This window comes from Kosakonia sp. S42 (assembly GCF_016624785.1).
GTDB classification, from domain to species: Bacteria; Pseudomonadota; Gammaproteobacteria; order Enterobacterales; family Enterobacteriaceae; genus Kosakonia; species Kosakonia cowanii.
In genome coordinates this window covers 57,613-72,074 of record NZ_JACVTW010000012.1, presented here as the reverse complement: position 1 = coordinate 72,074, position 14,462 = coordinate 57,613, and the positions used below count along the sequence as shown (strand labels likewise).

The following is a 14,462-nucleotide window of genomic DNA, read 5'->3' as shown; positions in this document are numbered from 1 at the left end:
TTTAACTTACGAAATGTTGCAGGACGCGGCTGCCGAAATAGGCGAGCGTTAAAATACCGGCTCCTGCGACGTTGAACCAGACGACGCGGCGACCGCGCCAGCCTTCATGATAGTGGCCCCAGAGCAGGACAATATAGACAAACCAGGCGATGATCGAGAGCACCGCTTTGTCGATATTTTCCATGCTGAACAGGTTTTGCATGTAGAACAGGCCGGTGCAGAGCGTCAGCGTCAGCAGCACCACGCCGACCTGGGTGATATGAAACATCTTGCGTTCAATCACCAGCAGCGGCGGCATTTCATTGCTGAAAGCCAGCTTTTTGTTCTTCAGCTGATAATCGATCCACGCCAGCTGGAGCGCATACATGGCCGCGATAATTAAGGTGGCGTAGGCGAACAGCGACAGACCGATATGCACCATCATACCGGGCGTGGTTTCCAGATGCGTGATGAACTCATTCGGCATGAAAATGGCGAAAGCGAGATTGATTAACGCGAACGTATAAACAATCGGCAGCAGCAGCCAGCCGCGGTTTTTCGAGGCGACAATGGTCATCACCGTACAGATCATCAGGCTGACCAGGGAGCCGACGTTCAGCAGGCTGAGATTTTGACCGCCATCGTCAGGAAAGATGCGCTCTTTCAGCGCGAAGCCGTGGAACATAAGCGCAAGCACCGCTGAAAAGATGGCCATTTTGCGCCAGCCGCTGTTTTTTTGTAACAGGCTGGGAACAATCAGCGCGATGCTGGTTGAGTAGGCAACAAGAGCGATCAGGGCAAAAACGGGCATAGGCGTGTCGACAGTTGACTAAGAGAGAAAGAGAAGCAGTATAACGTTACGTGACCCAGCCTCCAACAGTTCCATCACATACAGCCGCGATGTCTTCATGCTATACTGCGGCGAATTTCTGTTATGCGTCGCGCTGGCGGCCAATCGTATCACCTCAGGCGAGAGACAATGTTTGATAATTTAACCGATCGTTTGTCGCGCTCACTGCGCAATATCAGTGGCCGTGGACGCCTCACTGAAGACAACATCAAAGAGACCCTGCGCGAAGTGCGCATGGCGCTGCTGGAAGCTGACGTTGCGCTGCCGGTAGTGCGTGACTTTATCAACCGCGTGAAAGAGAAAGCGGTAGGACACGAAGTCAACAAGAGTCTGACCCCGGGCCAGGAGTTCGTCAAAATTGTGCGCAACGAACTGGTTGCCGCGATGGGCGAAGAGAACCAGAGCCTCAACCTGGCGGCGCAGCCACCGGCAGTAGTGCTGATGGCGGGCCTGCAGGGTGCGGGTAAAACCACCAGCGTTGGTAAGCTCGGTAAGTTCCTGCGCGAGAAGCACAAGAAGAAAGTGATGGTCGTCTCCGCGGACGTTTACCGCCCGGCGGCGATTAAACAGCTGGAGACGCTGGCGCAGCAGGTCGAGGTCGATTTCTTCCCCTCTGACGTCGCGCAAAAGCCGGTCGACATCGTTAACGCGGCGCTGAAAGAGGCGAAGCTGAAGTTTTATGACGTGCTGCTGGTAGATACCGCCGGTCGTCTGCACGTTGATGAAGCGATGATGGAGGAGATCAAACAGGTTCACGCGGCGATTAAGCCCGTTGAGACGCTGTTTGTTGTCGACGCCATGACCGGTCAGGATGCCGCCAACACGGCAAAAGCCTTTAATGAAGCGCTGCCGCTGACCGGTGTCGTGCTGACCAAAGTGGATGGTGATGCCCGCGGCGGTGCGGCGCTCTCTATCCGCCATATCACCGGTAAGCCGATCAAATTCCTCGGCGTCGGTGAGAAAACCGAAGCGCTTGAGCCGTTCCACCCGGATCGTATCGCGTCGCGTATTCTCGGCATGGGCGACGTGCTGTCGCTGATCGAAGATATCGAAAGCAAAGTTGACCGCGCGCAGGCTGAGAAGCTGGCGAACAAGCTGAAAAAAGGCGACGGCTTCGATCTGACCGACTTCCTTGAGCAGCTGCGCCAGATGAAAAACATGGGCGGTATGGCAAGCCTGATGGGCAAGCTGCCAGGCATGGGCCAGATCCCCGATAACGTAAAAGCGCAGATGGATGACAAAGTGCTGGTGCGTATGGAAGCGATCATCAACTCGATGACCTTCAAAGAGCGCGCCAACCCGGACATCATCAAAGGCTCGCGCAAACGCCGCATCGCTGCAGGCTGCGGTATGCAGGTGCAGGATGTAAACCGTCTTCTTAAACAGTTCGACGACATGCAGCGCATGATGAAGAAGATGAAGAAGGGCGGTATGGCGAAGATGATGCGTGGGATGAAAGGGATGATGCCGCCTGGTTTCCCTGGCCGCTGATTCCGGCCTGGCTTATTTGTCATTTTGATACCGGGGTGTGCTCGAAATGCTCACGTACTACGTGTACGCTCCGCTTTCTGCGCGCACGCCGGCACCAAACTGACGGCAACGCCGACGGCCTCGACTCTCACTGAACCGCACGTTCCGATTGCTTTTTAGCAAAAAATGAGTAAAATTTTCGGGCTTTTAATATGACACCAGGCTCCGTTCCTCGATGGGGCCGGGTGTTTTATTCACACAAGAGGATGTTATGGTAACTATTCGTTTAGCTCGTCACGGCGCTAAAAAGCGTCCGTTCTACCAGGTTGTTGTTACTGACAGCCGTAATGCACGCAACGGTCGCTTCATTGAGCGCGTTGGTTTCTTCAACCCGATCGCGTCTGATAAAGAAGAAGGCACTCGCCTGGATCTGGATCGTATCGCACATTGGGTTGGCCAGGGCGCTACCGTTTCCGATCGCGTTTCCGCGCTGATCAAAGAAGCAAAGAAAGCAGCTTAATCTGTCACGGTGGTCATGATGAGCAAGCAACAAACCGCATCGGCCCCTGCTGAGCCAATTATTGTTGGCAAACTGGGATCTTCTTACGGAATTCGTGGTTGGCTCAGAGTGTTTTCCTCCACCGAAGACGCCGAAAGCATTTTTGACTATCAGCCCTGGTTTATCCAGAAGGCGGGTCAGTGGCAGAGCATCGAGCTGGAAAGCTGGCGCTACCACAATCAGGATATCGTCATCAAGCTGAAAGGCGTTGACGATCGCGATGCCGCGAATCTTCTGACGAATTGCGAAATTCTCGTTGATTCCGCGCAGTTGCCGCAACTGGAAGAGGGTGACTACTACTGGAAAGACCTTATGGGCTGCCAGGTAGTGACTACTGAAGGTTACAGCCTCGGTAAAGTCATCGATATGATGGAAACCGGGTCGAATGACGTTCTCGTCATCAAGGCAAACCTGAAAGATGCATTTGGTATCAAGGAGCGGTTGGTTCCGTTCCTCGATGGGCAGGTTATCAAGAAAGTCGATCTCGCTACTCAAACCATTGAAGTAGATTGGGATCCTGGTTTTTAAACCTCCGGATATACGGTAAAAGACGGCGCTATGTGGATTGGCATAATTAGCCTGTTTCCTGAAATGTTCCGCGCGATTACCGACTACGGGGTAACTGGCCGGGCAGTAAAAAAAGGCCTGCTGAGCATTGAGAGCTGGAGTCCACGTGACTTCGCTCATGACCGGCACCGTACCGTGGACGAACGTCCTTACGGCGGCGGACCGGGAATGCTAATGATGGTGAACCCTTTACGGGACGCCATTCACGCAGCGAAAGCCGCGGCGGGCGAAGGCGCGAAGGTGATTTATCTTTCGCCTCAGGGACGCAAGCTTGATCAAGCGGGCGTGAGCGAACTGGCTACCAATCAGAAACTGATTCTGGTGTGCGGTCGCTACGAAGGGATAGATGAGCGGGTAATCCAGACCGAGATTGATGAAGAGTGGTCTATTGGTGATTACGTGCTCAGCGGCGGTGAGCTGCCAGCAATGACGCTGATTGACTCGGTTTCCCGGTTTATTCCGGGGGTACTGGGCCACGAAGCTTCAGCAACGGAAGACTCCTTTGCTGATGGATTGCTGGACTGCCCGCACTATACTCGTCCTGAAGTGTTAGAAGGGATGGAAGTACCGGCGGTTTTACTGTCGGGAAATCATGCCGAGATACGTCGCTGGCGTCTGAAGCAGTCGCTGGGCCGAACCTGGCTTAGAAGACCTGAACTTCTGGAAAACCTGGCTCTGACTGAAGAGCAAGCAAGGTTGCTGGCGGAGTTCAAAAGCGAACACGCACAACAGCAGCAACAGAAACATGATGGGATGGCTTAAGCCCTCCAAATATCAGTTTACCCAGGATAAGAGATTAAATTATGAGCAACATCATTAAGCAAATTGAACAAGAGCAGATGAAGCAGGACGTACCTTCCTTCCGTCCGGGTGATACCGTGGAAGTGAAAGTATGGGTTGTTGAAGGTTCCAAAAAACGTCTGCAGGCATTCGAGGGCGTGGTTATCGCTATTCGTAACCGCGGTCTGCACTCTGCATTCACTGTTCGCAAAATCTCCAACGGCGAAGGCGTTGAGCGTGTCTTCCAGACTCACTCTCCGGTAGTTGACAGCATTGCTGTTAAACGTCGTGGTGCTGTACGTAAAGCTAAACTGTACTACCTGCGTGAGCGCACCGGTAAGTCTGCTCGTATTAAAGAGCGTCTTAACTAAGATTGCGCACGCGCTACATCCAAAGCGTGTTATAGAACAAGGGGTTAGCGTAATGCTAACCCCTTTTTTATTGCCGGTGTCCACCAATTGCCCACGCAGTGCTTTTTTCCGTGGACAATCTATAGATCCACAAATAAAAAAACCTGCCGAAGCAGGTTCAAAACCACAGTTGTTGCTGATGTTTTTGTGTGGGATGCGGAGGGGCGGGGTCAACCTTGCCCGGTGTCATGATGAAACGTGCAAGCGTTTCATGCGTAACGAATGTGCACCCGCAATTAATGTTTTGACACTGATGATAGCGCTCTTTGGTTTCTTTGCTGAGATAGCGACTCGTACGAGCGTGAGCCGCTTCCATACAAATTGGGCAATGCATCATGATTTTTTATCCCGCCTCGCTTGCTGATATGAGCGCGATAATAAACCTCAATCTTACATTTGCAAGATTAATCTTAAAAAATTAGTGTTTGGCTTGTCGGGATTCGATTTATTCATCTTCGCTTGCCTCATAATCTATGTCTGCAAGCTTAACCTCCAGTTCTAACGAGGTGGTGTAACCATTGCTGTTAAGCGCATGGGTTACTTTAGTAATTATCCACGCCTGCTCATCAATGATGCTTTTAAATCCTGATACCGCAACCGGTGTCTCGGGATAAAGATCGGCACGGCCAAGCGCCAGCGTGATGGAAAACTCCGCCACACCGCGCTGTAGCTTGTCCCACTTCGCCTGTGCCGCGCGCATCGCCTGCGCTTTCGTCGAAAAAACGGTTGTCAGGGCAAGGACGTTATCCGCTTCCCCGGCCATATATTCGCCCTGGCGTGCTTCAGGCTCTTTCTCTTCCTTCTTTTTTGCGTTCGGATGCTTTGGGGTGCCCGCCTGCTGCGCCTTTGGCTTGCGCTTCACCTTCACTTTTTTTGGCTTCGGCTCTTTGGTGTGCAGCCACTGCGCTGTTACGCCGGTGTAAGCGCCCCGGTCAGCGATGGAAAACTGATGCCGGTCGCCATCACTGCGGGCGATGGTGACCTGCGGAATGGGTTTCCCGCTCGCGGTGAGCGCCTTTCCGGCCTGGAGGAATAACAGTTTCCCGGATTTTACCGATACCTCGCCGCCGTTCCGGTCAGCGAGCCGCGTCAGAAATTTGATATCCGACTCCTGCGACTGGTCGATATGCGGGATCACAATCCGGGCAAGCTCCGGTGCGACAGCCGCCTCCAGTTTGTTACGCGCCGCGATGGCGCCGACAATCATGCCGAGGGTTTTATCATGCCATGACTGCTCACGCCGCGAATTGAGCGAGCCCCGAAAATCCGCGCTGCGGGCGCGGATGGTCACCGTATCAGGTGCGCCCCGGTGCTCGACCTCATCCACGGTAAACCGGCCTTTCTCAATGAGCGCCGACCCTTTCCACCCGAGCCAGAGTGACAACACTGCACCGCGCACCGGCAGCACGACGCGCCCGTCAGCGTCGTTGAGCTCAAGGTCGAGCTGGTCAGCTTCAAAGCCCCGGTTGTCGGTCATGGTCAGGCTTATCAGGCGATCGCTGATGTTGCCGGTAATATCCCTGCTCTCGATTTTCAGCATATAAGCCGGGGTGAGCGTGCTCCCCGGCGAGCTGTAAAGGGCATCAGTCATCAGAACCCCAGCGATGCGGTGATTTTAGTAGCGGCGTCTCTGGCCTTGCCGGCCAGTTCACCGGCCTGTTTATTCAGGTCGCCATAGATGGCCGCGAGCGACTCATCAACACGCGTGAGCGCCAGATTAAACGTGATTTTTCGCGGCGAGCCATCCGTGAAAAACTCCGCGCCGGTCTCGCTGACGCTGTTGATAACGTACATCCCGTAAATCATCCCGTTACCCGACAGAAGCGGCCACGCCCGCCCCTCTTCAGCCATCAGCCTGACCGCCGTCAGGGTCAGTTTGCCGCCGGTGATCTCCGGGTAAAGCTCACCGCTGAGGGTGATTTTCTCCTCCCCGACGCCGAGAAACTGAAAGGCGTCACGCTTGCCGATGCGGCTGTTTGACGGCCAGCGATATTCCGCGTCCCGCTGCATGCTCTGAAAGGGCAGCGTCTGGCGCATGAATACGAAAAACCCGAGTGCGAGCATCATGTTATTTGTCCTCCTTATCCGTCGTGTCGCATGCTGGAGCGGTCACGGGCGCGCTTGTCCCGGTCGGCTTTCTCGATGGCGTCCTGCAACTGTCGACCGAGATCGCCACCCGGCGCGCCGCCGTTATTCATCGTGATGGTGTAATTGCTCTGACGGTTGTCGACGTATGATTTCCCGCCCGGTGCGGTCACCGGCTGATAAGCCTGATACCCGCCATAGTTCGCGGTCGCCGGTACATAGGCGCTTCCCGTGTTCACTGCACCGGCGGTTTCCCCGGCGCGGGCAGCGCTGACTTTTCCGGCGGTCTGGTCAATCGTGTCCGACTCCTTGTTAATCACACCGAGCTTTTCAAGCACCCAGTCTATGCCCGCTTTCAGCTTGTTAAATGCCCTGAGCGGCAGCATCAGCGAATCCGCCAGCGCCTGCCCGAACCGCACGCCCGCATCCCGGCAGGAGTTGAGCTGCTCCTGCGAGGACTTCACCGGCTCAAGCAGGTTTTTAAACCAGTCCCACGCGGCCTTAAGCTTTTCGCCCAGCCAGTCAAACATCGGTTTAAGGGGGGAAAACAGCTCCCCGACCGGGGCGAATGCAGCCTTAAGCCCCTCCATCACTCCCCCGAAAAAGGCAGAAATAGGCTCCCAGTATTTGCGGATGAGCAGCGCCCCGGCGACGATGGCAACCCCAATGGCGACAATCGGCCAGGTGAGCGCGCCGAGTACCGTCATGATCGCGCCGCCGACCACACTGAACACTGTACCCAGCACGCCCGCTGTGGCAACGATGGCATTGATGCCGGTAATCACCGGCCAGACGACGAGACCGATACCACCGAGCACCGCTATCACACCGGCAACCGCGCCGGTCAGCATGACGATTTTTGTCACCAGTTCGGGGTTTTTGCCTACCCAGGCATTTAATTTTCCCAGCCATCCGGTGACGGTCTGCGTCAGTTTGCGGACACTCTTGTCCATTTCGGCGAACACCTGAAAACGCAGGTGAGCAAATTCGCCCTGGAGTTTCGCCACATCGCCCGACAGGTTGTCGCGCAGGGTGCCGCCCATTCTTTCAGCGGCACCGCTGACCTCCCCGAGCTCGTTGCGTGTCCCGGCCAGTGCCGAAAGAAACTTCGGTATCTGGTCAACGGACAAATCTTCTATCGGCGTGCCAAAAAGCATGATGGCGGTGTTTGCCCGTTCTGCCGGGTCTTTTATTTTTAACAACCCCTTCGCCGTCTTCTGCATCGCCTGACGCGCTTTTTCTCCGCCGCTGGCGATGGCTGTCGACATTTTTGCCGCATTCAGGCCGATTTTCTTGTAAGCCTCGACGCTGTTTTTTGACATATCCGATCCGCGAATACTGAACTCTTTAATCGCATCACCGGTTTTATCCAGGGCAAATTTACCCTGACGGGACATATCAACAAGCAGTGATATCGCCTCCGCGCCGGTAAAGCCCATGCTGCGGAAATGGGTCGAATATTCGTGAAGGATTTCCGGCAGTTCGCCGCGCATCTGCGCAGAGACTTTCTGCATGCCCGAGACAAGCAAATCCATCGCCTCATCACTGTTTGCAGCGAGACCATTTTTCATCATGATCGCCGCTATCTGGATGCTCTCCGGCACGTCATTACCGAAAGTCGTCTGCATATCCAGTGCCTTACGGGTGATGCGGCTGAGCTCTGCCTCACCGGTTGCGCCGAACGTGCCGAGAGTGCTGCGTACTGCGGACAGCGCCTCGGTGATTTGCTCAATGTTATCGCTGACACCCGAGCCGTTAATGTCCTGAATAATGTGGGTGTACTGTTTCCCCTGTTCGGCGCTTTCTCCCTGCCGCGCGGCTATCAGTGTGCCGCTTTTCTGTGTTTCCACCACCGGTGCCATCATGCGACTGCCCGCGTACAGGCTTGCCGTTCCGATACCGAATGCCGCTGCGCCGGTGTTTCTCACGCCCGCCGCGATCGCTTTGCCGCGCTCGTACCGCTTACTTACGGCGTTGAGTTTCTCCTGCTGACGGCTGACCCGGATAAGCTCCGCGCGCTGTTGCTCCATCGTCGCAGTGGTGCGGGCGATATCGTTGCGCAGGCTTCGCTCGGCACCGGATAAATTACGCGTATCAATACCGGCATCCCTCAGCGCGGTTCGCTGGCGGTGTGCGGATTCTTTGAGGCTGTCATATTTAGTTTTTAATGCGGCGGCGCTGCGTCTGGCCTCCTCAAACGCCTTAACCTGTGCGCGTGTCGGGCTGGCTGTGCTGCGCATCTCTGCGGCCAGTCTGGCGACATTCTCCTGCGCTTTTTTCATGGCGTGACCGGTGACAGCCAGCTGACCGCTGGTCTTACGAAAGCCCTCAATGCGGCCAGCCTGCGCATTCAGCTCCCGTAACTCACCCTGTGAGGTGCGGATATTTCCCGCCAGCGTGCGGCTGGCGTCCTGTACGGCTTTAAACGGGCGGGTCGCCTGGTCAACGGCCTTGAGCAATACCTGAAGTTTTACATCACTCATTGGTGTTTCCGCTTCGCTGGAGCGCTTTTTCGCGCCATGTAGTGAGCTCGGTCAGGCTCATGGGATAGAGCTCTGATGGCGGCCAGTGGAAAATCACCGCGATATCCGCCATCAGGTCATCAACCGATAAATCTTTCGGGAAATCTACTGCACCGAACTCGGCGACAAAAAACCGATCACCTTACCGGCCAGCGCCACAAGGTCAGGCAGCTCCAGCGCCGCGACCTCATGCTCGGTCAGCGACGGTGACGTCACACGCGGCAGCACCTTAATCAGTGCATCGACGTCAGAGTTTGCCACCGAGGCCAGACTGACACCGCGCAGCGTTCCGGCGGTGGGTTTAATCAGGGTGACGTGCTCGATAATCTGCTCGCCGCGTTTAACCGGCTTTTCCAGGGTGATTACGTTGTCGTTTGTCATGGTGTTCTCGTCTTAATCAGGTTTCAGGGTTAACCGGCCAGCGGCGCTGACCGGGTGAGCATTACAGGCCGATATTCCGGCGGTGCTGTTCGAGGCGGTCGGTGCCGTTCACCTTCTCGACCATGTTGAGGGTGTCGATTTCGATGAGCTCTTTACCGTCCATCGTCAGGCGGAAATAGGTGCAGATAACCGAGATTTTCGACTCGGTGTCTTCGCCCTGTTTGCCCTCGCCGGTGTCGATTTCCTTCTGACGCCCCCGCATGACCACCTCAACGGCCACGGTTTCGCCGGTGTCGTCACGCTGGTAGGAGCCTGCAAAACGGATCGGCACGGCATCAACGCCGGTTGCACCGTAGAGCTCCCAGATAGCGGAATCGGGGAAGCCACCGAGCGACCACTCCATCGAGAGGGCATCATCATCGAGCCCCATATCAACCGGCGCGACGCCGTTCATCCCCGCGCCGCGATAGTTTTCCAGCTTGCGGGTGAGCTTCGGCAGGGTGATGGATTTGGCGATCCCCTGATAGCTGAAGCCATTCAGAAACACATTCATGTATTTGAGCTTGCGCGGCATGGCCATTTAATCAGGCTCCTTATTTGCTGTTGACGGCCGAGACCAGCGTCGCCAGATATTTATCGGTGATGCGCTGGCGCAGGGTCAGATTTTCGAGTGGGGGAACCGGCGTATAGTCATAGTCGATATACAGTTTTCCGGCCTTGAGGGTCTCCTTGTCGTTGGCTTCCTCGTCAAACCAGCAGGTCGCATCGATGATGTAACCGTTAGTTTTTAGCTCGCGGAATTTGGCATTGATGCCATCAACGATGTCGCGGATGAGCGTCGCGGTGATCGGCTTGTCGACTGCCCACATATGCGCCGCCGCCATCGTGTCAGCGATAACCTGTGCGGTGCGGGTGTAATTCTCAAACAGGAATAACGGATCGTCCGAGCAGGTGCGGTTACCCCAGAAGCGGAAACCATCCTTGCGGACAAGCGTGGTGATACCCGCCTCGTTGAGCAGGTCGGCATCGGTGCCGGGCTCCTGTAAATCCCAGAACACGCTCGCGCTGATGCCGGTGACGCCGTTCACGCCAACGTTAGAGAGGGTTTTATGCCAGCCGACAGACTGGTCGATGGCGGCTCGCAGGCCGAGCGCGCGGGCGGTGGCGTAAGCCGTGGCGGTGGTGCTGGTCACGGTGTCCCAGGCGAGAAAATCCGGCCAGATGACCATCAGCTCGCGCTGGCTGAAATTGTCACGATAACCGATGGCCTCTGATACCGTTTTGCAGCCCCACGCGCTGATGTAGCCAAACGCGCGCAGCTTCTGGCAGACAGGCGCAAGGGCGCTCGCCACCTCGTGTGTGTCGTAACCCGGCACGCCAAGAATGCGCGGTTTGACGCCGGTCACGGCTTCGGCGGTAAGCAGCGCTTTAATGCCGGTGTATTTGCCGTTTTCATCCGTGGTGCCGATGATGTTGGAAATCGTCTGTGCGAATGCGGCCTCCTTATCGGTGCCGGTGCCCTCGGCAACGCGAACAACGACAATCACCGGTTTTGACTGGTCGGCGATGGCCTGTAGCGAGGCGGCAAGGGTGCCTTTTTTCCCGGCCTTTACGATGGCGCTCTGGACGCTGGTAATCAGTACCGGCTCATTGAGGGGGAATGTTGCCGGGTCGGCATCGCTGGCCGTGCAGACCATGCCGACAATGGCCGTTGAGACGGTGGAAATAACGCGCGTGCCGTCGTTGATTTCGACAACCTGCACGCCGTGATGATAATCACTCATCCGTTTAACTCCGTGGTGTTGGGGTGAGTGCTATTTTCCAGGGTGTGCGGGGGCGGGGCTATTTATCCGGGATGGGTGCCGTGCTGGACAACAACGGACAAGAAAAAGGCGGCTTTATTCACCTGTTATGTGGAGGTTTTCAGGGTATTAGCGTTTCGCTGTGATTGAGTGATTTTAGCTTTTTTACTTATGCAGATAGCAATTAAATTGAACTCAACTAATATGTGTCCATCCTTGTATAAATTGGCCTCCTGATTACCCTTTCGAATGGCTGGATTTCACGTCGAAAGGGATCTTTTTAACCTTCTGCTTTCCCGACATAACCGCGCAATACAACCCGCAAATCCCCGGCAACGTCTGCACTGATAAATTTTCGATTTTTTTACCGCTTACGCTTGCTCACAGCAAAATCCAGGCCATGCTTATAACGTTTTCGTAAGCGTATATTCCCGACTCAGGGGAAAAGACTACATAAGCAATATCCTGATAATAACAAACCATGCAAGCGAGGATTGCCCTCATTTTGAGGGCTTTTTTTGGACCTCAGACGGGTTTTTCAGGCCAGACAATTTCCGCATCCCCGGTATCTATTCTGTTGAGAAGCACCCGGTATTTTTTCCACGCAGCGAGCTGCGCCTGCTCGTCACCGGTGGCAATCTCCAGCTCGACGGCATCCTGTAGCGGCGCAATGGCTTCGCTTGCCTGCGTCATCAGCACGCTTTTCATTTCCGACACTTTCGCCATTGTCGCGGCGCGTTCTGCCTCAGGGTCATCAACCCATTGCCTGCCGTCCCATTTCTGGTAACTGCCGGTGGGTGAAAGCAGGGTGACATTTTCAGGCAGTGCGCCCGGTGCAGTAATATGGATCTGCTCCCCGGTGACAGTATCAAACACCGTCTCGCCCCGGTGATCGTCCATGACATTCCAGCTCGCGGTTTCAGCGTCAAACACCGCCACTTTACCGGCAGACGTCTGCGGGGGAAGGACGTCGGTGCAGTGTGCGGGCAGACCTGTCTGCGGCGGAATATACGCATTTCCTTTCCCGATAAATTCCCCGGTTTCCGCGCTCAGGTTATACACGGTGATTGTCCTCGGTTGGTCGGACATTCTGAACATTATGCAAGCCTCACGATGTAGTTAAATGCGATGTTTTTAACGGTGTTTTCCCGGTTGCCCACCCCGGAGACCGTTGCGGTATGACTGTGCGCACCAATCTCGACGGTATGCGCGTGCGCGCCGAGGGCGACGGCGTGGTTATGTGCGCCAATGGCAACGCTGTGTGCGTGATACCCTGCGGAGGCGGTAATTGCCGATGTGGCGGCACTGCGGCTACCCGCCGTGTAATTCCCTGCGGAGGCAGCCACCACCCCGTAAAGGGCGACATCTGGCGGCGTCCTCACCCCCGATACGTGCGTATGTTCGCCCGTCGCATCTGTGGATTTTGTACCGTAATCAAACGTGCTCGTTTCGCGGGTGCCGTAGTCAAAAGCGCTGGTTGCCCTCGTTCCCAGGTCAGTTGCGGAAACGCTGACGGGGTGGTCGTGAAACAGGATGCCGTCCAGCTCCTGAGATAACACGGCGCGCCCTCCTGCCGGTTTGCCTTTCACCGTCCAGCCGCGCATGTCGGGGATCACACCTGACGGATAGGCCGCCGCAAGATACGGATACGCGCTGGTATTAAACGCCTGCCCCGCCATCAGGGCGTAACCTTCGGGGATTTTATCGGACGGCCACGGGATCGGGGTGCCTGGCGGGCACGTGTTGTAGCCGTCATGGTGGATCATTTTCCACGGGCGAAATTCACCGTCGCAGACAGCGGCAAAGCCGATCAGATTGCCCATGAAATCAATCCCGATAGTGGCGTTAAAACCGACACTGTTGTTATGTGCAGAATTGATGTAATGCTTCCAGCCGTGCCCGCCGGGCATCCCGTTTAACGCGGAGGGGGAGTTAAAAAAACCTGAACGCTGGCGCAAATCAACAGCAACATCACGCATAAGCTCAGCGTAAGTATTCAGCCCCGCCCCTTTCGGCACACGTCCCTCGGCATTCTCATTCGCTCTGGTTGCGGCATCAAATGCCGCTTTCACGGCGTTAGGTGTCGCGGCGAGGGTCTCCGATGTGCTATTGGTCGCGCTGCTGAGCTGTACAATTCCTTTGCCCACCGTGGTGGCGTTCTGCGCGGTGTATTTGGCGCTGGCAAGGTCATACGCCGCCTTAACGGCTTTCGGGGTTGCTGCGAGCGTCTCGGCAGTGCTGTCGGTCGCGCTGCTCAGTTGCACAATCCCTTTACCCGCCGTGGTGGCGTCCTGCGCGGTGTATTTAGCGCTGGCAAGGTCATACACCGCCTTAACGGCTTTCGGGGTTGCTGCGAACGTCTCGGCAGTGCTGTCGGTGGCGCTGCTCAGTTGCACGATGCCTTTGCCCGCCGTGGTGGCGTCCTGCGCGGTGTATTTGGCGCTGGCAAGGTCATACACCGCCTTAACAGCTTTCGGTGTGGCGGCGAGCGTCTCCGACGGGCTGTCGGTCGCGCTGCTGAGCTGGGTAAACCCTTTTGCACTGAGCGTCGCGTCAGGGTGGCGGCGCGACTGCTCATGCTCAAGGAGCTTACTGTCAACGTAATCCTGCGAGGCCATCACGGTTGTGGCGTCGATACTCAGCTCAACGGACGCCAGATCCGACAGAACGATAACCATGCGCAGGGTCTGCGCCCGCCCGGAACCCTCTTCGAGTTTTGGCTTATAACTTTCGGCCATATTGCTGACGGCAACCAGCGTGCCGGTGTCGTCATAGAGCCCCATTTCACGCAGCCAGAACCCGCCTGTTTCCGGCGGGATAACCAGCTCGGCCACGATGTAATTTTTGTTTTTATTGTCCTGGCTGATTTTATTCAGCTTATTGCGCCAGACTTCATTAATCAGTTGTGTCTGGCCTGCGTCGGGCTGGGGAAGTTTACCGCCGCCGTCGCCGACGGCCATCGCGGTAATGTTCACTTTCTTACCGCCCGGTGTGAGCGCGGCGGCAAATTTTGCCGCGCCTGCGGTGGTGACCACCGTTCTGTATTTTGCAGTCATG

General features: G+C 55.9%; 16 protein-coding genes. 5 read left to right on the top strand and 11 right to left on the bottom strand.

Going from position 1 to position 14,462, the window contains the following annotated elements; genetic code table 11:
* Position 1: 1 nt before the first annotated feature.
* Entirely contained in the window at positions 2–790 is a 789-nt protein-coding gene (locus IAE50_RS15155; protein WP_139966966.1) for an inner membrane protein YpjD, read from the bottom strand.
* Positions 791–958: 168 nt separating this feature from the next.
* Here IAE50_RS15155 and ffh point away from each other — a divergent pair, with 168 nt between their 5' ends.
* The 5 genes from ffh (at position 959) to rplS (ending at position 4,576) form a co-directional block, all read left to right on the top strand.
* The gene (gene ffh / locus IAE50_RS15150; RefSeq protein WP_023480583.1) at positions 959–2,320 is read left to right on the top strand and encodes a signal recognition particle protein; all 1,362 of its coding nucleotides are present in this window, start codon (positions 959–961) and stop codon (positions 2,318–2,320) included.
* Positions 2,321–2,570: 250 nt separating this feature from the next.
* Positions 2,571–2,819, top strand: a complete 249-nt coding sequence (gene rpsP, locus IAE50_RS15145; protein WP_023480584.1) for a 30S ribosomal protein S16 — start codon at positions 2,571–2,573, stop codon at positions 2,817–2,819.
* Between the two features lie 18 nt (positions 2,820–2,837).
* On the top strand, positions 2,838–3,386 hold the full coding sequence (gene rimM / locus IAE50_RS15140) for a ribosome maturation factor RimM (protein WP_023480523.1): 549 nt from the start codon (positions 2,838–2,840) through the stop codon (positions 3,384–3,386).
* 30 nt (positions 3,387–3,416) lie between these two features.
* On the top strand, positions 3,417–4,187 hold the full coding sequence (gene trmD, locus IAE50_RS15135; protein WP_023480607.1) for a tRNA (guanosine(37)-N1)-methyltransferase TrmD: 771 nt from the start codon (positions 3,417–3,419) through the stop codon (positions 4,185–4,187).
* Positions 4,188–4,228: 41 nt separating this feature from the next.
* Positions 4,229–4,576 (top strand): 50S ribosomal protein L19, encoded by a 348-nt coding sequence (rplS, locus tag IAE50_RS15130; RefSeq protein WP_006178051.1) that lies wholly within the window; start codon positions 4,229–4,231, stop codon positions 4,574–4,576.
* 157 nt (positions 4,577–4,733) lie between these two features.
* Here rplS and IAE50_RS15125 read toward each other — a convergent pair whose 3' ends face one another.
* From IAE50_RS15125 to IAE50_RS15080, 10 genes are all read right to left on the bottom strand, one after another.
* Positions 4,734–4,952: a DNA-binding transcriptional regulator gene (locus IAE50_RS15125; protein ID WP_133294993.1), complete on the bottom strand. Its 219-nt coding sequence runs from the start codon at positions 4,950–4,952 to the stop codon at positions 4,734–4,736.
* 108 nt (positions 4,953–5,060) lie between these two features.
* Positions 5,061–6,206, bottom strand: a complete 1,146-nt coding sequence (locus tag IAE50_RS15120; RefSeq protein WP_200580628.1) for a phage late control D family protein — start codon at positions 6,204–6,206, stop codon at positions 5,061–5,063.
* The gene (locus tag IAE50_RS15115; protein ID WP_200580627.1) at positions 6,206–6,682 is read right to left on the bottom strand and encodes a phage tail protein; all 477 of its coding nucleotides are present in this window, start codon (positions 6,680–6,682) and stop codon (positions 6,206–6,208) included. Before IAE50_RS15115 ends, IAE50_RS15120 begins: the two co-directional genes overlap by 1 nt.
* A 14-nt stretch (positions 6,683–6,696) precedes the next feature.
* Positions 6,697–9,183 (bottom strand): phage tail tape measure protein, encoded by a 2,487-nt coding sequence (locus IAE50_RS15110; RefSeq protein ID WP_200580626.1) that lies wholly within the window; start codon positions 9,181–9,183, stop codon positions 6,697–6,699.
* Positions 9,176–9,295 carry a GpE family phage tail protein gene (locus IAE50_RS15105; protein ID WP_014343413.1) on the bottom strand — a complete coding sequence of 40 codons (120 nt, stop codon included), beginning with the start codon at positions 9,293–9,295 and terminating at the stop codon, positions 9,176–9,178. Before IAE50_RS15105 ends, IAE50_RS15110 begins: the two co-directional genes overlap by 8 nt.
* A gap of 32 nt (positions 9,296–9,327) precedes the next feature.
* Positions 9,328–9,603: a phage tail assembly protein gene (locus IAE50_RS15100; RefSeq protein WP_200580625.1), complete on the bottom strand. Its 276-nt coding sequence runs from the start codon at positions 9,601–9,603 to the stop codon at positions 9,328–9,330.
* Positions 9,604–9,664: 61 nt separating this feature from the next.
* Positions 9,665–10,183, bottom strand: coding sequence for a phage major tail tube protein (locus tag IAE50_RS15095; protein ID WP_042715557.1), 519 nt, complete (start codon positions 10,181–10,183; stop codon positions 9,665–9,667).
* A 13-nt stretch (positions 10,184–10,196) separates the two neighbouring features.
* Positions 10,197–11,387 (bottom strand): phage tail sheath protein, encoded by a 1,191-nt coding sequence (locus IAE50_RS15090; RefSeq protein WP_200580624.1) that lies wholly within the window; start codon positions 11,385–11,387, stop codon positions 10,197–10,199.
* A gap of 543 nt (positions 11,388–11,930) precedes the next feature.
* On the bottom strand, positions 11,931–12,506 hold the full coding sequence (locus IAE50_RS15085; RefSeq protein WP_200580649.1) for a tail fiber assembly protein: 576 nt from the start codon (positions 12,504–12,506) through the stop codon (positions 11,931–11,933).
* On the bottom strand, positions 12,503–14,461 hold the full coding sequence (locus tag IAE50_RS15080) for a phage tail protein (protein WP_200580623.1): 1,959 nt from the start codon (positions 14,459–14,461) through the stop codon (positions 12,503–12,505). Before IAE50_RS15080 ends, IAE50_RS15085 begins: the two co-directional genes overlap by 4 nt.
* Between the last annotated feature and the right edge of the window lies 1 nt (position 14,462).